Source organism: Bacillus sp. KICET-3 (assembly GCF_033261025.1).
GTDB classification, from domain to species: Bacteria; Bacillota; Bacilli; order Bacillales; family Bacillaceae; genus Bacillus; species Bacillus sonorensis.
Map to the genome: position 1 here is coordinate 3,311,113 of NZ_CP137345.1, position 20,824 is coordinate 3,331,936.

Genomic DNA, 20,824 nt, shown 5'->3' on the forward strand with positions numbered 1-20,824 from the left:
CCCCTCATGATTATTTCTCAGGAAATGTGCCTAATAATTTCAGTCTTTGATCTTCCGTCCAGCTTTCGGGTTTCCCCGTATTTTTCGCAATCTGGACCATGACGGCTGTTCCTGTAAAACAGGGAGTACCCGCCTTGTTTTCCGCCAAGTAATGGAGCGTAAGCGAGGATGTTCCGACAGCTGCCGTTTTGACGCCGATTTTTAAGTTTTCATGGAGCATGACTTGCATGTGATAGTCGCACTGCTGGCTGGCCACGACCGGAATCGTCCGGCTTTCTGAATCAGCCAGATGATCCATCGTTTGAAGATGTTTAAAATAAGAAATTCTCGCTTCTTCAAAATATATGAACGGGGTCACATTATTCATGTGCCCGAACATATCCGTTTCCGAAAAGCGGACAGACACCTCCTCAAAAAAAGAAAACGACTGCCGCCATTCGGCGAATGACCCCTCAATATATGCAGGCAATTTCATTGGTTCCATCCCCTTTTTTTCATGAAAACACCTCTTCAAAACTGAAGAGGTGCGTTTCATTATTCCGTGTTGTCGCTTCCGAAGAAGTTTTTAAACGCCTGTACGGTGGTATCCCTGTTTAGTGCGGCGATTGACGTCGTCAAAGGAATTCCTTTCGGACATGCCTGCACACAGTTTTGCGAATTTCCGCAATTGGCAAGGCCGCCGTCACCCATGATCGCTTCAAGCCGTTCAGATTTGTTCATCGCTCCGGTCGGATGGGCGTTGAACAGGCGAACTTGCGAAAGCGGTGCAGGTCCCATGAAGCTTGATTTGTCATTGACGTTTGGACAAGCTTCAAGACAGACGCCGCATGTCATGCATTTTGACAGCTCGTAAGCCCACTGCCGTCTTTTTTCCGGCATTCTCGGCCCCGGCCCCAGATCATATGTGCCATCGATCGGCACCCAAGCTTTGACTTTCTTTAAGGAATCAAACATCCGGCTCCTGTCTACCTGAAGATCGCGAACAACCGGAAATGTTTTCATCGGCTCAAGGCGGATCGGCTGTTCGAGCTGGTCGATCAGCGCTGTGCACGATTGTCTCGGTTTTCCGTTAATGACCATGGAACATGCGCCGCACACTTCTTCCAGACAGTTCATATCCCAGGCAATCGGCGTCGTTTTTTCTCCTTTTGCATTGACCGGATTTCTTCTGATTTCCATTAATGCAGAAATGACGTTCATGTTTGGACGGTAAGCAATTTCAAACTCTTCCTGGTAAGGACTGGACTCCGCTGTATCCTGACGAGTGATGATAAACTTGATTGTCTGATTTTCACTCATGATTTCGCCACCTTTTTCTTCGAGTAATCCCGTTTACGCGGTGCGATTAATGAAACATCGACATCCTCATAATGGAATTTCGGGGCTTCAAAATCGCCTGCATGTTTCGCCATTGTCGTTTTCAGCCATTCCTCATCATTTCGTTCAGGGAAATCCGGTTTATAATGGGCGCCGCGGCTTTCGTTCCGGTTGTATGCGCCGAGTGTGATCACCCTTGCGAGCTGCAGCATGTTCCGCAGCTGACGCGTGAATACCGCTCCTTGGTTGCTCCATTTCGCCGTATCATTGATATTGATGCTGCTGTAGCGTTCCATGAGCTCCTGGATTTTTTCATCCGTTTGCAGAAGCTTGTCATTGTAGCGGACGACCGTCACATTGTCAGTCATCCATTCGCCGAGCTCTTTATGAAGCACATAAGCATTTTCATTGCCGTCCATCTTCATAACGTCCGCCCATTTTTCTTCTTCTTTTCTGATGTATGAATCATAGAGAGACGAAGATAAGTCCTCTGCGGATGTTTCAAGCCCTTGAATGTATTCAACGGCTTTAGGCCCGGCCACCATTCCGCCGTAGATCGCGGACAAGAGCGAATTCGCGCCAAGACGGTTTCCGCCGTGCATGGAGTAATCGCATTCGCCTGCGGCAAACAGCCCCGGAATGTTTGTCATTTGGTCGTAGTTGACCCAAAGTCCGCCCATTGAGTAGTGAACCGCAGGGAAAATTTTCATCGGCAGCTTGCGGGGGTCGTCCCCCATGAATTTTTCATAGATTTCAATAATGCCGCCAAGCTTGATATCAAGCTCTTTCGGATCTTTATGAGAAAGATCGAGATACACCATGTTTTCGCCGTTGATTCCGAGCTTCTGTCTGACGCAGACATCGAAAATTTCGCGAGTCGCGATATCACGCGGGACAAGGTTTCCGTATGCCGGATATTTTTCCTCAAGAAAGTACCAAGGTTTCCCGTCTTTATAGGTCCAGACCCGGCCGCCTTCGCCACGCGCCGATTCACTCATCAGCCTCAGCTTGTCATCACCCGGGATGGCCGTCGGGTGGATTTGGATGAATTCACCGTTCGCATAATATGCGCCCTGCTGGTAGACGATTGAAGCCGCTGATCCTGTATTGATCATGGAGTTCGTCGATTTTCCGAAGATGATTCCCGGTCCGCCGGTCGCCATGATGACGGCGTCCGAACGGAACGATTCAATTTCCATTGTCGTCAAATTTTGCGCGACGATGCCGCGGCACTTCCGATCATCATCAAGTACGGCGCCAAGAAATTCCCAGCCTTCATATTTGGAAACAAGCCCCGCAACTTCAAAGCGGCGGACCTGCTCATCAAGCGCATAAAGAAGCTGCTGACCTGTCGTTGCCCCGGCATACGCCGTTCTGTGATGCTGCGTTCCTCCGAAGCGGCGGAAATCGAGCAGCCCTTCCGGTGTCCTGTTGAACATGACCCCCATGCGGTCGAGCAGATGAATGATCGATGGCGCAGCCTCGCACATCGCTTTTACCGGCGGCTGGTTTGCCAAAAAGTCCCCGCCGTAAACCGTATCGTCAAAATGCTCCCAAGGGGAGTCTCCTTCACCTTTCGTATTAACCGCTCCGTTGATTCCGCCCTGCGCACATACTGAATGCGACCGTTTCACCGGAACGATTGAAAATAGTTTTACACTTGTTCCTGCTTCCGCAGCTTTAATGGTCGCCATCAGACCCGCAAGTCCTCCGCCGACGACGATAATGCTTGAGTTGCTCATGCCAGCCCCACTCCCTCTAGTAATCTAGTTCTTTTACACAAATGCCAAAATCGCTCTCAGCCCTACATAGGACAGCACAACAAAGACTCCCATTGTCACAAACGTGGAAATTCGCTGTGAACGCGGAGAAACCGTAATTCCCCAAGTGACAGCAAACGACCATAAACCGTTTGAAAAGTGGAAGATCGTTGAGAGGACACCTACAATGTAAAAGCCGAGCATGATCGGGGAGCTCAGAATATCAGCCATCATGTCAAAGTTTACCTCTGCCCCCATTTGGGCGGCAATCCGCGTTTGCCAGACATGCCAGCTGACAAAAATTAAGGTGATGATTCCTGTAACCCGCTGCAGAATAAACATCCAGTTTCTAAAGTAGCCGAATCTGTTCGCATTATTTTTCGCCGTAAACGCTATGTATACACCATAAACAGCATGATAAATCAGCGGAAGGAAAATCACGAAGATTTCCAACGCGTACCTGAACGGCAGGTTCTCCATAAAATGAGCGGCGTTGTTAAACGCCTCTTCTCCGCTTGCCGCAAAGTGATTGACAACCAAATGCTGGATGAGAAATATGCCCACCGGTATGACGCCAAGCAAAGAATGCAGTCTTCGATACACAAACTCTCTGTTCCCGGCCATTGCTTTACCCCCTAGTTGATAAGTGCAGTAAAATTGAAAGGTCTCCTATCCCCCGTCCTGTTTCAAATATCGCACTTTGTTAAGTTTTTATGACAATTTCATTTTACTCCTATGAGAAAAAAGCGTCAAGAAAACGCGTACATAAATTGAAATTTTCTAACATCTCACGAAATTTCAGAAATTTTTATTTTATTAAAATATAAATATATCAGATTTTTTTCTTTTGAAATTGCATGTCCGCGCTGTAATCTTCCCCCCCATTTAAGCTATAATAAACGAAGGAAAGAGGGGAGACATTGGATATGAACAAATATGAAGCAAACTTAGCGCAATTAAAAGAGCTGGAAGTCTCCGCATATGCCTATGAATTAATCAGGGAAGTGGTTCTTCCGGATATGCTGGGACAAGACTATGCCGACATGATGTATTGGGCCGGGAAAAACCTCGCCCGGAAGTTTCCGCTGGAATCATGGGAAGACATCCCTGCGTTTTTTCATGATGCAGGATGGGGAACGCTCACGATGGTTCATTCAAAAAAACAGGAACTTGAATTTGAACTTGAAGGCCCGCTGGTCTCCAATCGTCTCAAATTTCAAAAAGAACCCTGCTTTCAGCTTGAAGCCGGGTTTATCGCCGAACAAATCCAGCTGATGAACGAGCATATTGCCGAATCGTATGAACAAGTCAAAAAAAGAGCCGGAAAAGTCGTGTTAACGGTGAAATGGGATTTCAAAGATCCGGCTTGATCAAAAAGGGCTGCATGACATGACCGGCAGCCCTTTTGCAATAAGGTCAAAAGGCTTTGAATCCGCCTTCACTTTTTGGAGCCCATCCCTTCATTCCTTCAGCCAATAGTCATACTGCTTTTCCGCTTTATCCGACACCGACAAAAAGCTTGTGAATCGACCTCCTCATAAACCGGTCTGCCTTTATTTTTTTCTTATAAAAACACGCCCCGCCGACTGTCGAAATTCCGATATTCCCATGAACGGGCCAATAGATCTATAGGATTTCAGCGATATTATCATAAATAAGATTCAAATCTATGGTCATGATGGCACAAATTCCGAACTCCCTGTTATTAATAAAAGAAAGACATCCTAGAGGAGCCCCTCTAGGATGTTTTAATTGGCGGGAATACTGACTTTCGACAATTCAAAAGCATCATGCAACGCTTCGACCGCTTTCACCATATCGTTTTCATTGATCACGGTGGAGACTTTGATCTCAGACGTGCTGACCATTTTGACCTGGATGTTTTTTTCGGCAAGCACGGCGAACATTTCAGCGGCCACGCCCGGGTTGGAGATCATGCCGGACCCAACGATGGATACTTTGGCAAGCCTGTTTTCCGTCTCAATCTGTTCGTAGTCGAGCGCGTCTTTGTATTCTTCCAAAACCTCCACAGTTCTTGACAAGTCTTCCGTTTTCACGGAGAAGGATATCGACGTTTTGCTCGTGCTTGTGACGGATTGAATGATGATATCCACATTGATATTTTGTTTGGCGAGCGTTGTGAAAATCGTCGACAGCGTTGTCAGACCGCTTGAGAGGCCGCACACCGTGACGCGGGTAATTTGATCTTCAAACGCAATCCCTCTTACGACTAAATTTTCTTCCATTGATGATTCCTCCTCGATTAATGTTCCGGCTTCTTTTTCGGTGCTTGAACGGACCTCTAACGGGACCTGATAGTTTTTCGCGAATTCAACGGCTCTCGGATGAAGCACGCCCGCGCCAAGATTAGCGAGCTCAAGCATTTCGTCGTAGGAGATTCCGGCAAGCTTTCTCGCTGTCTTGACATAGCGGGGGTCTGTCGTGAAAACGCCTGGCACGTCTGTGTATATGTCGCATTTATCAGCTTTTAAAGCGGCAGCAAGCGCAACCGCCGTCGTATCGGAGCCTCCCCTTCCGAGCGTGGTGATTTCCCCGCCGTCTGTGATCCCCTGAAACCCGGCGACAACGACGATTTTCCCTTCTTTCAACCGCTCTTTCAGCCTGGTTGTCTCGATATCGGCGACCCTTGCGTTGCTGTGAATATTTTCGGTTTGGATGCCCGCCTGCCAGCCGGTATATGAAACGGCATCATATCCTTTTTCCTGCAAAGCCATTGTCAAGAGGGAAATCGTCACCTGTTCTCCGGTTGAAAGCAACATGTCCATTTCCCTGCGGCTCGGCTGCTCGGTGATTTCTTTGGCAAGACTGACGAGGGAATCCGTCGATTTTCCCATGGCGGAAACAACGACAATGACGTTATGCCCCCGCTTTTTTTCTTCAATGGCGCGGTTTGCGGCATTCAATATTTTTTCCACTGATCCTACTGACGTTCCGCCAAATTTTTGGACGATGAGACCCATATTTACCACCCTTTTTGTTTTCAGTCGTGTTTTCTTATGTATGAAGAAGAAAGCTGGATCGGCGTTAAAAAACAAAAAAGCAATGAGAGAATTCCCTCATTGCTTTTAATCAACCAAAAATGCCGATGATCCTAAACAACGAGATAGCTCTCCAAGAAAGCGAATTTCTTGACAGCCTCACATTTATTCAATGTAAAGCCAGCATGTAAAACGAATGGAGTTTTACCCGCTTCGGCGACGCTCCCCTTTCAGCTTTCTTCATCGAAATCCATCTTTCTCAGAAAGCTTACTCTTGAAGTTCGCACCTCTATCTTCACCATATAACACGATCTTATTATGAAATTAGTACAAATTCTATCAGATTCCTGTAAAAAGTCAATGTTATTTTTTCAGCGCCTCGAAAATCAATTGCGCCGTCTTCAGCGGAATGCCGGCTTTTTGAATGTCTTCCACGCTTGCTTCCTTCATTTTTTTGACGGAGCCGAATTGTTTTAGCAGCAGCTTTTTCCGCTGCTCGCCGACACCCGGAATTCCGTCAAGCACCGATTGGAAAGCGCTTTTTCCCCTCAGCTGCCTGTGAAAGCTGATGGCAAACCTGTGCACCTCATCCTGAATGCGCTGAAGCAAATAAAATTCCTGGCTGTTCCGTTCAAGCTGAACGATTTCAAGCGGATCGCCGATCAGAAGGTTCGATGTTCTGTGCTTGTCGTCTTTTACCAGACCGGCGACCGGAATATCGAGGTTGAGCTCATTTTCAAGTACGTCGACGGCAGCTGAAACCTGGCCTTTCCCTCCGTCAATCAAAATCAAATCGGGCAGCGGCAGGTTTTCTTTCAGCACCCTTGTGTATCTCCTTCTGACCACTTCACGCATTGATCCGTAGTCGTCAGGTCCTTCGACCGTTTTAATTTTATATTTGCGGTATTCTTTTTTGTTTGGCTTTCCGTCAAGAAATACGACCATGGCAGAAACGGGGTTTGTTCCTTGAATATTGGAATTGTCGAACGCTTCAATTCTGTACGGCGTATAGATGCCCAGCGCTTTGCCCAGTTTTTCAATCGCGCCGATCGTCCGCTCTTCATCTCGTTCGATCAGCGAAAATTTCTCTTTCAAGGCGAGCTTCGCGTTTTTATGGGCAAGGAGAAGCAGATCTTTCTTCGCCCCCCTTTTCGGCTGGCGGACGTTTACATCCAAAAACTCCTCAATCATGTCTTTATCGACGCTGTCAGGCACCAAAATTTCCTTCGGAAGAAAATGATTGTTTTTGGAATAGAACTGGCCGATGAACGTTAAAAATTCCTCATCCGCTTCCCTGTATAAAGGGAACATGCTGACATCCCTTTCAATCAGTTTTCCCTGTCTGATGAAAAAGACCTGAACGCACATCCAGCCTTTGTCATACGAGTAGGCAAATACATCGCGGTCCACCATATCATTCAGCATCATTTTTTGTTTTTCCATCGTTGACTCGATATGGGCAATCTGATCGCGGTATTCCTTCGCCCTTTCAAACTGCAGGTTTTCCGAGGCTTCGAGCATCTTCTCTTCAAGTTCTTTTTTGACCTCTTTATAGCCGCCCTTTAAAAAACGGGTAATGTCTTCAGTCAGCTCTCTGTTCGTCTCCTCAGTCACGTCATAGACACACGGCGCCAGACACTGGCCGAGATGATAGTACAGACAGACGCGGTCAGGCAGCTTCGCGCATTTCCTCAGCGGGTAAAGGCGGTCGAGCAGTTTTTTCGTCTCCCTTGCGGCTTGCACATTCGGGTATGGGCCGAAATAGCGGCCTTTGTCTTTTTTGACCTTCCGCGTGACGATCAGTTTTGGATGCCGTTCATTCGTTATTTTGATAAAAGGATAGCTTTTATCATCCTTGAGCATTACATTATATTTCGGATCATATTTTTTGATTAAGTTCATTTCGAGAATGAGCGCTTCGATATTTGATGAAGTGACAATGTATTCAAAGTCTTCGATTTCACTGACGAGCCTCTGTGTTTTCGCATCGTGGGAGCCGCTGAAATAGGAGCGGACCCTGTTTTTTAATATTTTTGCTTTCCCCACGTAGATCACGGTCTGCTGCCTGTCTTTCATTAGATAGCAGCCCGGCTGATCGGGAAGAAGGGCAAGCTTTTCTTTGATTGTTTTATTCATCAAAAATCCTTCCTTGTTTCGGCGTTTTTCATACTTTCAGTTTATCATGACCGACCACATGTTCTCCACAATTGGAGGCCTCACCTGGGAGAAAATCGGCATATCCATATGAAAAAAGCGATCCCTCTGGAATCGCCTTTTTCTCCGTTTATATCTTACAAATGTTTGTTGACAAGCTCTTCAAGCGCTTCTTTTGGCTTAAAGCCGACGGATGTTTCAACAACTTCGCCGTCCTTGAATATGAGAAGAGTCGGGATGCTCATCACACCGTATTTGCCGGCTGTTTCCTGGTTTTCGTCAACATCGATTTTTACGATTTTCAGTTTGTCGCCCATTTCCTGATCCAGCTCTTCAAGTACAGGAGCGATCATTTTGCATGGTCCGCACCAAGGAGCCCAAAAATCGGCGAGAACGACGCCTTCACTTGTTTCAGATGAAAATGTTTGATCAGTTGCTTTTACGATAGCCATTCTTTCATTCCTCCAATTGTGAAATTATGCTTTTTAGTATAGCATCTCCCTTTGGTTCACGCTAACATAATGCTTGAGTATACGTTTCCCTATCCGCAGAGTTTTAGACATACTGATTTTCAGCTGCTGGCAAAAATGCGGGATACCCCATTTTATTTCCGGCTGATGGTGAATGTGCCTAACAAAAAACCGGCCTTGCCGGCCGGTTTTTTCAAGTGCTGACGCTCAGCTTTTTAAATTCTTCAGTCAAAAGAGGGACGATTTCAAACAAATCTCCGACAATGCCGTAGTCTGCAATCTTGAAAATATCAGCTTCAGGATCTTTGTTGATGGCGACGATGATTTTGCTGTTTGACATCCCGGCGAGATGCTGAATCGCTCCCGAGATCCCGCAGGCGATATAAAGATCCGGTGTCACGACTTTCCCGGTTTGGCCGATTTGCAGGGAATAATCGCAGTAATCTGCATCACACGCCCCCCTTGAAGCCCCGACTGCACCCCCGAGCACATCCGCCAGTTCCTGCAGCGGCTTGAAGCCGTCAGCGCTTTTCACCCCGCGTCCGCCGGCGACGATGATTTTCGCTTCGGATAAATCGACGCCTTCGGATGTTTTTTTCACCACGTCTTTAATGATCGTTCTGATGTCTGTTATATTGACCGGCATGCTTTCGACCGCGCCCGTCCGGCTTTCGTCCTGAGCGAGCGGTGCAATGTTGTTCGGCCTGATCGTCGCGAAAATCGTTTCGTCTTCAGAAATGATCTTTTCAAACGCTTTCCCTGAATAGATCGGCCTCGTAAAGACGACATTCCCCCCAGCCACGCTGACGTCGATGGCATCTGAGATCAGCCCCGTCCCTAAGCGGGCCGCAAGCTTCGGAGTAAAGTCTTTTCCCATTGATGTATGTCCGGCGATGATGGCATCAGGGTTTTCTTTTTCGAGGATCGGCAAAAATGCTTGCGCATAGCCGTCCGATGTGTAATGCTTGAGCATCTGATCCTCGGCCGTCAGCACCTTATCAGCGCCGTGCTGAATCAGTTCGGACGCATATTGTGAAACGCTTTCACCGATCAGAACCCCGATCACCTCTCCTCCTTCGGCAATCGTTTTCCCCGCGGCGATCGCTTCAAAGGTGACATTTCTTAATGAGCCGTCCCGGCATTCTCCCAATACGATAACTTTTTTGCTCATACCCATTTCCCCCTGTATTTTGATGACCGTGTTTTGGCTTTCCCTTTTTCGCCTCAAATCACTTTGGCTTCGCTTCTCAGCAGCGACACAAGGTCTGCCGCCTGCTGCTCCGGTTCTCCCGCAAGGATTTTGCCGGCTTCTTTTTGCGGAGGCAGAAAGCGTTCGATCGTCTTTGTTTTCGCGGCAACATCTTCTTCGTCAATATCGAGGTCGTCAAGCTCAAGTTCATCAAGAGGCTTTTTCTTCGCTTTCATAATCCCCGGAAGCGAAGGATAGCGCGGTTCATTTAAGCCCTGCTGGGCGGTTGCGACAAGCGGAAGTGACGTCTGAACCACTTCAAGATCCCCCTCTGCATCGCGTTCCGCTTCAACATCGCTGCCGTTTACCGTCAGCTTTGTGATCGTTGTGACGCACGGAATGCCAAGCAGCTCGGCCAACCGCGGCGCAACCTGGCCCGATCCGCCGTCAATCGCCACATTTCCGCCGAGAATGATGTCGTATTCCCTGTCTTTCAAATAATGATAAAGGATGACTGATGCTGTATATTGGTCGGCGTCTTCCAGGTCGTCTTCAATATTGATCAAAACGGCTTTGTCGCACCCCATCGCAAGGGCTGTTCTAAGCTCTTTTTCAGCTTCCTCTTCACCGACGGTGACGACCGTAATCTCGCCGCCGTGCTTCTCCTTTAATTGGAGCGCTTCTTCAATCGCGTATTCGTCGTACGGGTTGATGATGAACTCCGCTCCGTCCTGACTGATTTCCCCTTGTTCAATCTGAATTTTTTCTTCCGTGTCAAACGTGCGCTTCATTAAGACGTAAATGTTCATATTCACTTTATCCCCCTTGTTTTTCCGTTTGTTACTCCCCTTTGAAATGCGGCTTGCGCTTCTCCAGAAAGGCTTGAATCCCTTCTTTTGCGTCTTCTGAACGGAACGCTTCGCCAAAGTGCTTTCCTTCAAGCTTCAGGCTTCCTTCATAGGAATAAACCTTGCTTGAATAGAGAAGCTCGATCACATAAGCAAGCGTCTGCGGGCTTTTTTCGGCAAATTTCCCGGCCAGCTCTTTCGCTTTCTGAAGGACTTCTGCCTCGTCTTTCGCCAAAATGGTGACGAGTCCGTAGGCAAACGCTTCTTTTCCGGAAATCGGCTCAGATGTTCCGATCATTTCAAGCGCCTTGGCCGTGCCAACATACTTCGGAAGCCGCTGTGTCCCCGCAAATCCCGGAATAATTCCCAGGTTCAATTCCGGAAGGCCGAGCTTTGCATCCTCTGTGGCAATCCGGATGTGGCAGGCCATCGCCAGCTCAAGACCGCCGCCGAGAGCAGCCCCGTGAATGGCGGCGATGATCGGCTTTGGAAACGACTCCACCTTTTCAAACATCTGCTGTCCTTTATCGGCAAGAGCCGAATAATCAGATCCGTCCATCAATGAAGTAAATTCTTTAATATCGGCACCCGCCGAGAAAAATCTTCCTTCTCCGTGTATGATGATGCTTCTTATATTCCGGTCCTCGGCAAGCTGGTCAAGACTTGCTGAAAGGTCGTCGAGCACTTTTGTAGAAAGCGCATTTGCCGGCGGATGCTGAATCGTTATGACGGCAACATGGCCGCCTTTTGTCAATGATAATGTACCCATGATTATTTCTCCTCCTTGTTCCCATGGCTGAAACCGTGGATCAGCAATTCGTGAATGCTGTCTGCCAGCTGCGGCAGATCATATTTTTGGTCGTTCATCACCCAGGTTGTCACGGTCTCATCGACGGTTCCGAAAATCATCTGTTTCGCCAGCCGTACATCGAGCGTGCTTTTGAATTCCCCCGCCTCGATTCCTTCGGTGATGATGTCCTCTAAAATCGTTAAATAGCCCTTCAGGATTTCGTTGATTTTCAGGCGGAGCTCCCGATGCGACTGTCTTAATTCAAGCTGGGTCACAATCGCCAGATGCCTGTCTCCGCTGAGCAGCTCAAAGTGCTTTCTGATGAACAACGCGAGCTTCTCAGTGGCCGAGTGCTTTGTTTTCATTTCCTCGTTCATTTGTTCAATAAATTGGCCCATTTTTACTTTGAACAGCGAAATAAGAATATCCTCTTTATTCTTAAAATAAAGATAGATGGTTCCGTCCGCCACGCCGGCCTGCTTGGCAATCTTTGAAACCTGTGCCTGATGGTATCCGTTTTCTGCAATCACAATAACAGCTGCGTCGATAATCTGCATATACTTCGGTCTCTTTTGTTTCAATTGGCTTCGTTCCTTTCCGCTTAATGAATGAGTATTCATTCATAAGTTAATCGTAAATAAATAAATGCGCTTTGTCAAGCGATATAAAGAACTTCGTCCTCATCCGCCGCCAACTGCAGGCGGCAGACGTCGGATCTCATATGTTCGCTTTTTCCCCGTGGACAAGCGCTCTTCTTAAAATCTTCCCCACCGCCGTTTTTGGAAGCTCATCCCTGAACTCGTATACTTTCGGCACTTTGTATGAAGCCAGACGCGATCTGGCATATTCGTCCAATTCCTTTTCTGTAATTGTAACATGATCCTTTAAAACGACAAAGGCCTTAACAGTTTCTCCTCTGTATTCGTCGGGAATTCCCGCTACGACAGCCTCCTGCACAGCTTCATGTTCATAGAGCACCTCTTCGATTTCACGGGGATAAATATTGTACCCGCCGGCGATGATCAGATCTTTCTTCCGGTCGACGATATAAAAGAAGCCGTCCTTATCCATGTAGCCGATATCTCCTGTAAAAAGCCAGCCATCCCGGAGAACGGCTGCGGTTTCTTCATCATTGTTCCAGTAGCCCTTCATGACCTGCGGACCTTTCACAATGATTTCTCCATGCTCATAAGGTCCGAGAAAACCGCCGGTTTCTTCAGAATAGATGGCGGCGTCTGTTCCCGGCCACGGACAGCCGATGCTTCCCGCTTTATTTTGATCCCAAATAAAATTGGCATGTGTGACCGGTGACGCCTCAGACAGTCCGTATCCTTCGACCAGCTTTCCGCCGGTGGCCTTTTCGAACTGCTGCTTGACTTCGACAGGCAGTGCGGCCGATCCGCTTAGACAGCTTTTGATGGATGAGAGGTCATAGCGGTGCACATCAGGGTGGTTCAGCAGACCGATATAGATGGTGGGCGCGCCCGGAAAAATGGTCGGTTTTTCTTTATCGATCGTTTTCAGAGCCATGCCCGCGTCAAACCTCGGCAGCAGGATCATTTCATACCCCTGCCTGATCGTAAAATTTAATACGGACGTCATCCCGTATACATGAAAAAACGGGACGATTCCAAGCACTTTTTCATTTCCTTTTTTCAAACGGTAAAACCATGCCGCACACATTTCCATATTGGCCAAAATATTCCGATGGGAAAGCATGACGCCTTTCGGTGTGCCTGTCGTGCCTCCGGTATATTGCAGCACCGCTATATCATGAGCGGGGTCAGCGGCGATTTCCGGCGGTTGAGCCGGGACGGGCCGCTTCATGATCGTCCGGAATAGATGTGTCGTTTCATTTTCCGTTATTTCAATGGAAAACTGCTGCTGTTTTTTTTGGACAATCGGATAGAGCAGATTTTTAGGAAAAGGAAGGTATTCTTTTATGCTCGTAACAATGATATGCCTTACATTTGTTAACGCTTTCATTTTAAAAGCCGCCGGGTATAGCATATCAAGGGTGATGATGATTTCGGCTCCGCTGTCTTTCAGCAAATGTTCAAGCTCCCTTTCCGTGTAGAGAGGATTTGTCTGCACGACGATTCCTCCGGAGAAAAGAACGCCGTAATACGCAATGACAGCCTGAGGGCAGTTCGGCAGCATAATCGAAACCCTGTCTCCTTTTTTCATGCCGAGAGACAATAAATAATCTGCCATTTTTAAAGCTTCTTCATATACTTGCCGATATGTTCGTTTCTTTCCGAGAAAATAAATCGCTGGTTTTTCAGAAAACTGTTGGGCGGATTGTTGCAGGATGGATTGCAGTGTTTTGTCTTCAAAGTGAAGATCATGAGGAATTTGCTCGGGATAATGACGCAGCCACGGCTTTTCTGTCGGCATAAGACCCCCCCTTAACAAAATAGTCTCGATTTCAGTATATCAAAACAATATTCAGAAAGTAATAATTTTTTATGTAAAGAAAGAAGACGCCCCTTCAGGCGCCTCCTTTCTTAAGTGTAAAACACAATATAAATAAGTCCGATGATCACAAATATTCCGGCAGCACAGAACAGGATTTTCGCTAATTTCTCCATGGTTGTCCCCTTTAGATTCCGGAGGCCACGACGAATGACAGGCCGACGGAGATCACAAATGAAATGAAGCCGACGGCGCGGTTGTCGTTTTCAATTTCCTTGTCGATTTTGAACCGCGGCGTCAGAAATTCAAAAATGAAATAGCCGATCAACAGCAGTGCGAAACCGAATAGTCCCCAGCCCATCATTTGCAGCAGTGAATTATGCTGGCTGATCGATTTTTGGAGCACGTTGGCGATGCCTAAAATTTTTCCGCCTGTGGCCATTGCCACCGCCACATTTCCTTTTTGAATTTCCTCCCAGTTTTTGTACGAGGTGACGAGCTCAAAAATGCTCAAGAATATCACCAGACAAAGAATAGAAACGCTGTAATAGGCGGCGATCTCCACAAGGTCGTTTTCCCAAAACTCTTTCATGTTTCCAGACTCCCTTTTTATTTTAGTTCGACAATCGTAACTCCTGATCCTCCCTCTCCCGCTTCGCCGAACCGGGAGTTTTTCACATTGCGGTGGGATTTCAAGAGATCTTGAACACCCTTCCTAAGAGCGCCGGTTCCTTTTCCGTGAATGATCGATACCCGTGGATATCCTGCAAGCACCGCGTCATCCAAATACTTTTCAACCCGGTGAAGCGCGTTTTCATAGCGCTCTCCCCTGAGGTCGAGTTCCAGTGAGACGTGATAATCCTTGCCTTTGACTTTGGCGATCGATTGTTGTTTTTCGGGTTCTGGCGCTGATTTCAAGAATTCAAGATCCTTTTCTTTCACTTTCATCTTCAAGATGCCGATTTGCACATTCCATTCATTTGCGTCCGTTTTTTCAAGCAGCGTTCCTTTTTGGCCAAAGGTCAGGACCTTTACTTCATCACCCGGTTTTAGTGCGCGCTTGTCCATTTTTTTCTGAACGGGCTTTTTTGTTTTTTCAAACGAAGGCACCGCTTCTTCAAGACGTTTCTTAGCGTCAATCAATTCGTGGTCTTTAAACGCTTTATGATCTTCTTTTATCATTCTCAGCGACTGGATGATTTCATCTGCTTCTTTCACGGCTTCCCTGACTTTTTCGGCCGCTTTTTGTTCGGCTTCTTCATAGAGCCTGTCTTTTTTCTCCTGCCACTCGCTGATTTGCCTTTTCAGGTCGCGGTGAAGGGTTTCGGCTTCCGCCCGGATCGCTTCTGTTTCGGCAAGCTCTGTTTCCGCGCGTTTCTTGCTGTCTTCCAGCGACGCGATCATCGTGTCGACTTCATTGTGTTCGGCCGTCATTTCAGCTTTCGCGCGGCCGATCAAATGATCAGGCAAACCGAGGCGCTTTGAAATTTCAAACGCATTGCTTCGCCCCGGCACCCCGATTAACAGCTTATACGTCGGAGATAAGGTTTCGATGTCAAATTCGACGCTCGCATTGATGACATTGTCGCGGTTGTAGCCGTAGGCTTTCAGCTCCGGATAATGGGTCGTCGCAATGACGCGGGCGCCGGTCTGGTACACTTCGTCAAGGATGCTGATGGCAAGGGCCGCTCCTTCCTGGGGATCAGTACCGGCCCCGAGCTCATCAAACAGCACAAGGCTGTTTTCCGTCATGTCCTTTAAAATATCGACGATATTCACCATGTGTGACGAGAACGTACTCAAGCTTTGTTCAATCGACTGTTCATCCCCGATATCTGCAAAAACCTGGTCAAATACAGCGGTTTCCGAACCTTCCCCGGCCGGAACGTGAAGTCCGGACTGCGCCATCAGGGTCAGCAGGCCGAGTGTTTTCAGCGTAACCGTTTTTCCGCCCGTATTCGGACCGGTGATGACAATCGTGGTATATTCCCCGCCGAGCTCAATATCATTCGGAACGACCTGATCGGCGGGCAAAAGCGGATGGCGGGCTTGAATGAGGCGGACATAGCCGTCCGCATTGACGATCGGCTTAACCGCCTTTGTCGCCTTCGCGTATTTCGCTTTTGCGAATATAAAGTCAAGGGTCTGCAGGACCTTGACATTGTGAAAAAGCTCATCTGTATGCTCTGCCGTCTTGTCTGTCAGCATGCGCAAAATCCGTTCGATTTCCTGCTTTTCATTTACTTTTGCCTGGCGAAGCGAATTGTTCATATCCACAATCACCTGAGGCTCGATAAACAGCGTCGCCCCCGAAGATGACTGATCATGCACAATTCCCCCGTAGCTTGACCTGTATTCCTGTTTAACAGGAATGACGAAACGGTCGTTTCGAATCGTAATGATCGTGTCTGAAAGCATTTTCTGCGCGGAAGAGGAGCGCAGCATCGCTTCCAGCCTGTCCCTGATTCTTGATTCAAGCGTCCTCAGCTGCGTCCTGATCCCCCTTAAGCTCTCTGATGCATGGTCAAGCACTTCTCCATGGTCATCGATGCATGAGTTAATGTCTTTTTCCAAGTCTGACAGCGGAATCAGCTTTTCCGCATATTGATGGAGAAACGGGATCTCAACGCCGTCTTCAAACAGGCCCTCAAGAAAATGCTTCATCTGTTTGGCAGCATATAACAGGCCCGATATTTCCGTAAACTCAGCCGGGCTTAACAGACTGCCGATTTCGGCACGTTTTAACGCTTTTCTGATGTCTGACAGGCCGCCAAAAGGGGCGCTGCCTTTTAGGCGCAGGACAGTCCCCGCCTCATCGACTTCTTCCTGCAGCTTTTTGACCTCCTCCAATGAACGGGAAGGCTTAAGGTCAAAGAGCATCTCCTTCCCTAATGAAGATGCCGCATGCTCTGCAAGCTGCTCTTTTACTTTATGAAATTCAAGTGCTGATAGCGCTTTTTGCTGCAAAATCAATTAAACCTCCTTAAGATCGGCGGCGAGACAAAAATGCACGGACTTCGTCAAGAGAACGGGCATTCAATACGTTCGCTTTTCCGGTCCATCCTTTTCTCGCTGCCGTCACGCCCGTTTTCATATCTTCAAGCATCGCGGTGCTGTGGGCGTCCGTATTAATGACAAGCGTGACCCCGGCGGCATTTGCTTTGAGCAGATGCTCCATTCTGAGATCGAGCCGAGCAGGATTGGCATTCAGCTCCAACGCTGTATTCGTTTTTTTCGCCAGCTCGATCAGCCGGTCGATATCCACTTCATACCCAGACCTTCTGCCGATGAGCCGGCCGGTTGGGTGGGCGATAATATCAACGTGCTGATTGTTGAGCGCGTTTTCGAGCCGCTTCATAATGACGTGCTCGGGCTGTGAAAAGCTTGAATGGATAGATGCAATGACAAGATCCATTTCCGCCAGCAGCTCATCGTCATAGTCGAGAGAGCCGTCAGGCAGTATATCCATCTCAACGCCTTTAAATATGTGAAAATCGGTAAATTCCTTGTTCAATTCATCAATTTCTTTCGCCTGCATACGAAGCCTTTCCGGCGTTAAGCCGCCTGCGACTTTTAAATATTGCGAGTGATCGGTGATCGCCATATACTGATACCCTTTTGCCATGCAGGCCTCAGCCATTTCCCTGATCGAAAACGCACCGTCGCTCCATGTCGAGTGCATATGGAGATCTCCTTTAATATCTTGCTCGGAAATCAGCCCGATATCGTCGCTGTACTGTTCGACTTCTTTCCCCGTTTCCCTCAGCTCGGGCGGGATAAAAGGAAGGCCAAAATGGGCGAAAAACTCCTTCTCGCTTGAGAAGGTTTGGATGTCCCCTGTTTCGATCGTCTCGACTCCGTACTCGCTGATTCTTTCGCCTCTTTCTTTCGCAAGCTGGCGCATCTTTATATTGTGATCTTTTGACCCGGTAAAATGATGCAGCGTCGTCGGAAACTGCTCTTCGGTCACAAGCCTGAAATCGGCGCTGATTTCGTATTCAAACGCAAATGTCAGCGATACTTTCGTATCTCCGCTGGCAATGACCTCTTTTATATTTGAAAGCTTCAGAAGCCCTTCGCGGACAAGAGCAGGGTCTGTGACAGCCATAATATAGTCAAGATCTTTCACTGTTTCTTTGGCACGTCTGAGGCTTCCCGCGCGTGAAAACTTGATAAGGCCCGGCAGCCCCGCAAGCTGTTCTTCAATGACATCGGCGACGGCAAGAGCCACAGCGATCGGATACCGTTCAGGACGCTTTCCGGCTTCCCCCAGAGCCTGGAGGATTTTTTCTTCCGTTTTTTTGCCGAATCCGGCGAGCCCCTGAACCTTTTGCTGTTCACACGCTTCTTTTAACGATTCCGCGTCCGTAACACCCAATTCCTGATACAGTTTGGCTATTTTTTTGCCGCCGAGCCCCGGCAGCTTCAGAAGCGGAACAAGCCCTTCCGGAACCTCCTCTTTTAAACGCTCCAGCGTGCTGGATGCACCATGGTCCATATATTCCTTAATGACGGCGTACGTCCCTTTGCCGATTCCGGAAAGAGACATCATATCGTCGATTTCGGAGAGGCTGCGGTCATCTTGTTCAAGTGCCGCGGCGGCTTTTCTGAAAGCGGATATTTTAAACGGGTTGTCCCCTTTTAGTTCCATATAAATCGCAATCGTTTCAAGCAATCTGATAATATCTTTTTTATGCAACTTTTTCACCTCTTGTTTCCCCGTGTTCACCCTGTTTCCATCATACAAATTTTTGGCTGATCCTACAATCTTTCGACAAGCGAGAGGCACATTCAGCCGGAAAAAAAACTTCTCCAAGAACAGAGAAGTTTTAAAAAGATCCGTGCTGAAGCGGCAGATTGTTTAACAAGTTTGATAAATACGGGGTTTTATTGACAATGACATCCGCCAGTGCAGAGTGGGCCATCATGTTTTGCAGAACGTCGATCGGCAGAAGCGACCCGACGAACAGGACGATGAACACGAACAGGTAAATTTCCGCAAAACCGAGCACAGCTCCGAGAATTTGGTTGATTTGTTTCAAAATCGGGATTTGTGCGACAGCATCCAAAAATGACGCTGCAATCCTCAAAAGGATAATCGTCAGGAAAAATAGAATCAGAAACGCAATCATATTATAATAGGCATTTTCAATGCTTCCGCTGACAAATGTCAGAGCCGTCTGACCGCCCGTAAAGTCAGGGGACGGAATCCAGCTCAGCTTAGGCGCGAGGTCGCGACAATAGGCCCCCGCCACAGCAATCGCCGCAATAAATGTCACCAAGCGGATAAACTGGCGGATAAATCCTCTTTTCAGACCGATGAACAGACCGGACAAAAGCAAAATGATAATGATGATATCTAGCATCGTGATGTTCAATCCTTTTCTTTAATTTGTCCTTTCAATCTTTCAAATTCTTCCTTCAGCTTCAAATAATCATGCACCACATTCACCGCCGTTAATACGGCGAGTTTATTTATGTCAAGATACGGATTTTTTTCATTGATTTCTCTCATCTTATCGTCGACAATTGAAGCAACGTGCCTCATATGGCTTTTCGTTTCATCGCCGACGATTGTAAATTGCTGACCGTAGATGTCAACTGTTGTTTTCGTTTTGCGACCATCAGACAACGTTTCTCCTCCATTCCTTCCGCGAGAATCCTAGACTCTATCATAACATGTTTAGAGATTGAATGGAAAGACGAGCCCTCGGCTGTTATGATACACTTATAAAAACATCGAAAACGCCTGTTTTTATCAGCTAAAAAAGGAGATTAAACCGTGTCACATTCCGTTTTAAAAGTTCCCCAATCTGTTATTGAACGCATGAAAAGCTATTACCGGTCCGACATCACCTCTCTTTCAGTCCAGGGAGCGGTTTTTCAGGCTAAGCCCGAAGGCTGCACGATTACAGCATATCAATCCGGAAAGGTTTTGTTCCAGGGAAAAAACGCCGCAAAGGAAGCTGAACGCTGGACAGCATCGGCCGAAGCCCCGGCCGACAAAAAAACCGCCGCAAAGCCGCGCACCCCTTCCGCCTATCAGCCGCCGGAAGGTATCGGCTCCATGTCTGTCATCGGCTCCGATGAAGTCGGCACCGGCGATTATTTCGGCCCGATGACCGTCGCATGCGTTTACGCCGACAAGGCGAAGCATCCGCTTTTGCAAGAGCTCGGCGTCAAGGATTCCAAGCACCTGAAGGACCCGCAAATCGTCCAAATCGCCCGCGACCTGATCAAGACGGTGCCCTACAGCCTGCTCGTCTTAAAAAATGACAAATACAATGAACTGCAAAAAAAAGGCATGAGCCAGGGAAAAATGAAAGCCCTCCTGCACAACCAGGCGATCACACACCTGCTCAAAAAATTGGACGGAACCCGGCCTGAAGCGATTTTAATCGACCAGTTCGCAGAACCGGCCGTTTATTTTAAACACCTCGCCGGCAGAAATGCCGTTAAAGAGCGTACATATTTCAGCACTAAAGCGGAAGGCATCCACCTGGCCGTCGCCGCCGCTTCGATCATCGCGCGCTATTCATTTTTAATGGAAATGAACAAGCTTTCAAAAGAAGCCGGCATGACGCTTCCGAAAGGAGCAGGGCCGCTCGTCGATGAAGCCGCGGCAAGTCTGATCAGGAAACACGGCGAAGCAGCGCTCGGCCATTTCACGAAACTTCACTTTGCGAATACACAGAAAGCGAAGCGGCTGGCGTCGAAAAGCTGAATACGCCAAAAAGCGGGAGCTCCTGACTTTCAAGGGTTCCCGGCGATTTTGGCAGGAAGTTCGAGGACCAGTTCACGGAGTTCCAGGGAGCATTTTCGCTCGCGGCTATATCCTGTATTCATCCCGGCTCTTCGCAATAAAACTGACGATATTCTTAT

General features: G+C 47.9%; 19 protein-coding genes and 1 riboswitch. Of the genes, 2 read left to right on the top strand and 17 right to left on the bottom strand.

Annotation, left to right across the window (positions count from 1 at the left end; all coding sequences use genetic code 11):
• Positions 1-10: 10 nt before the first annotated feature.
• The 4 genes from R5H20_RS16910 to R5H20_RS16925 are packed head-to-tail and all read right to left on the bottom strand — an operon-like array spanning position 11 to position 3,701.
• Complete coding sequence (locus tag R5H20_RS16910; RefSeq protein WP_006637903.1) at positions 11-475, bottom strand: acyl-CoA thioesterase; 465 nt, start codon at positions 473-475, stop codon at positions 11-13.
• A gap of 59 nt (positions 476-534) precedes the next feature.
• Positions 535-1,299 (bottom strand): succinate dehydrogenase iron-sulfur subunit, encoded by a 765-nt coding sequence (gene sdhB, locus R5H20_RS16915; RefSeq protein WP_006637904.1) that lies wholly within the window; start codon positions 1,297-1,299, stop codon positions 535-537.
• The gene (gene sdhA / locus R5H20_RS16920; RefSeq protein WP_006637905.1) at positions 1,296-3,059 is read right to left on the bottom strand and encodes a succinate dehydrogenase flavoprotein subunit; all 1,764 of its coding nucleotides are present in this window, start codon (positions 3,057-3,059) and stop codon (positions 1,296-1,298) included. The genes sdhB and sdhA overlap by 4 nt, the downstream gene beginning before the upstream one ends.
• Before the next feature lie 33 nt (positions 3,060-3,092).
• Positions 3,093-3,701 carry a succinate dehydrogenase cytochrome b558 subunit gene (locus R5H20_RS16925; RefSeq protein ID WP_006637906.1) on the bottom strand — a complete coding sequence of 203 codons (609 nt, stop codon included), beginning with the start codon at positions 3,699-3,701 and terminating at the stop codon, positions 3,093-3,095.
• Positions 3,702-4,003: 302 nt separating this feature from the next.
• Between R5H20_RS16925 and R5H20_RS16930 the strand changes: the two genes are divergently transcribed.
• A complete protein-coding gene (locus R5H20_RS16930) occupies positions 4,004-4,447 on the top strand; it encodes a YslB family protein (RefSeq protein ID WP_006637907.1) in 444 nt (147 codons plus the stop codon).
• A 378-nt stretch (positions 4,448-4,825) separates the two neighbouring features.
• On the opposite strand, the gene R5H20_RS16935 is transcribed toward R5H20_RS16930, so the two are convergent.
• The 13 genes from R5H20_RS16935 to zapA all read right to left on the bottom strand — a co-directional run bounded on the left by R5H20_RS16935 (position 4,826) and on the right by zapA (position 19,574).
• The gene (locus R5H20_RS16935; protein WP_006637908.1) at positions 4,826-6,058 is read right to left on the bottom strand and encodes an aspartate kinase; all 1,233 of its coding nucleotides are present in this window, start codon (positions 6,056-6,058) and stop codon (positions 4,826-4,828) included.
• A gap of 136 nt (positions 6,059-6,194) precedes the next feature.
• A riboswitch (Lysine riboswitch) is annotated at positions 6,195-6,376 on the bottom strand.
• A 63-nt stretch (positions 6,377-6,439) separates the two neighbouring features.
• Positions 6,440-8,212: an excinuclease ABC subunit UvrC gene (uvrC, locus tag R5H20_RS16940; RefSeq protein ID WP_006637909.1), complete on the bottom strand. Its 1,773-nt coding sequence runs from the start codon at positions 8,210-8,212 to the stop codon at positions 6,440-6,442.
• Between the two features lie 155 nt (positions 8,213-8,367).
• Positions 8,368-8,682, bottom strand: coding sequence for a thioredoxin (gene trxA, locus R5H20_RS16945; protein ID WP_006637910.1), 315 nt, complete (start codon positions 8,680-8,682; stop codon positions 8,368-8,370).
• Positions 8,683-8,893: 211 nt separating this feature from the next.
• A complete protein-coding gene (locus tag R5H20_RS16950; RefSeq protein WP_006637911.1) occupies positions 8,894-9,871 on the bottom strand; it encodes an electron transfer flavoprotein subunit alpha/FixB family protein in 978 nt (325 codons plus the stop codon).
• 53 nt (positions 9,872-9,924) lie between these two features.
• Entirely contained in the window at positions 9,925-10,698 is a 774-nt protein-coding gene (locus R5H20_RS16955; protein WP_006637912.1) for an electron transfer flavoprotein subunit beta/FixA family protein, read from the bottom strand.
• 31 nt (positions 10,699-10,729) lie between these two features.
• Entirely contained in the window at positions 10,730-11,506 is a 777-nt protein-coding gene (locus R5H20_RS16960; RefSeq protein ID WP_006637913.1) for an enoyl-CoA hydratase, read from the bottom strand.
• A gap of 2 nt (positions 11,507-11,508) precedes the next feature.
• Entirely contained in the window at positions 11,509-12,108 is a 600-nt protein-coding gene (locus R5H20_RS16965) for a fatty acid metabolism transcriptional regulator FadR (RefSeq protein ID WP_029419141.1), read from the bottom strand.
• Between the two features lie 136 nt (positions 12,109-12,244).
• Positions 12,245-13,924, bottom strand: coding sequence for a long-chain-fatty-acid--CoA ligase (locus R5H20_RS16970; protein ID WP_006637915.1), 1,680 nt, complete (start codon positions 13,922-13,924; stop codon positions 12,245-12,247).
• 205 nt (positions 13,925-14,129) lie between these two features.
• Positions 14,130-14,534 (bottom strand): DUF350 domain-containing protein, encoded by a 405-nt coding sequence (locus tag R5H20_RS16975; protein ID WP_006637916.1) that lies wholly within the window; start codon positions 14,532-14,534, stop codon positions 14,130-14,132.
• 17 nt (positions 14,535-14,551) lie between these two features.
• The gene (locus R5H20_RS16980; protein WP_006637917.1) at positions 14,552-16,909 is read right to left on the bottom strand and encodes an endonuclease MutS2; all 2,358 of its coding nucleotides are present in this window, start codon (positions 16,907-16,909) and stop codon (positions 14,552-14,554) included.
• Positions 16,910-16,925: 16 nt separating this feature from the next.
• Entirely contained in the window at positions 16,926-18,641 is a 1,716-nt protein-coding gene (gene polX / locus R5H20_RS16985; RefSeq protein WP_006637918.1) for a DNA polymerase/3'-5' exonuclease PolX, read from the bottom strand.
• A gap of 130 nt (positions 18,642-18,771) precedes the next feature.
• Positions 18,772-19,308, bottom strand: coding sequence for a CvpA family protein (locus R5H20_RS16990; RefSeq protein ID WP_006637919.1), 537 nt, complete (start codon positions 19,306-19,308; stop codon positions 18,772-18,774).
• Positions 19,309-19,316: 8 nt separating this feature from the next.
• Positions 19,317-19,574 (bottom strand): cell division protein ZapA, encoded by a 258-nt coding sequence (gene zapA / locus R5H20_RS16995; protein ID WP_006637920.1) that lies wholly within the window; start codon positions 19,572-19,574, stop codon positions 19,317-19,319.
• Between the two features lie 150 nt (positions 19,575-19,724).
• Here zapA and rnhC point away from each other — a divergent pair, with 150 nt between their 5' ends.
• Entirely contained in the window at positions 19,725-20,666 is a 942-nt protein-coding gene (gene rnhC, locus R5H20_RS17000; RefSeq protein ID WP_006637921.1) for a ribonuclease HIII, read from the top strand.
• Positions 20,667-20,824 lie beyond the last annotated feature (158 nt).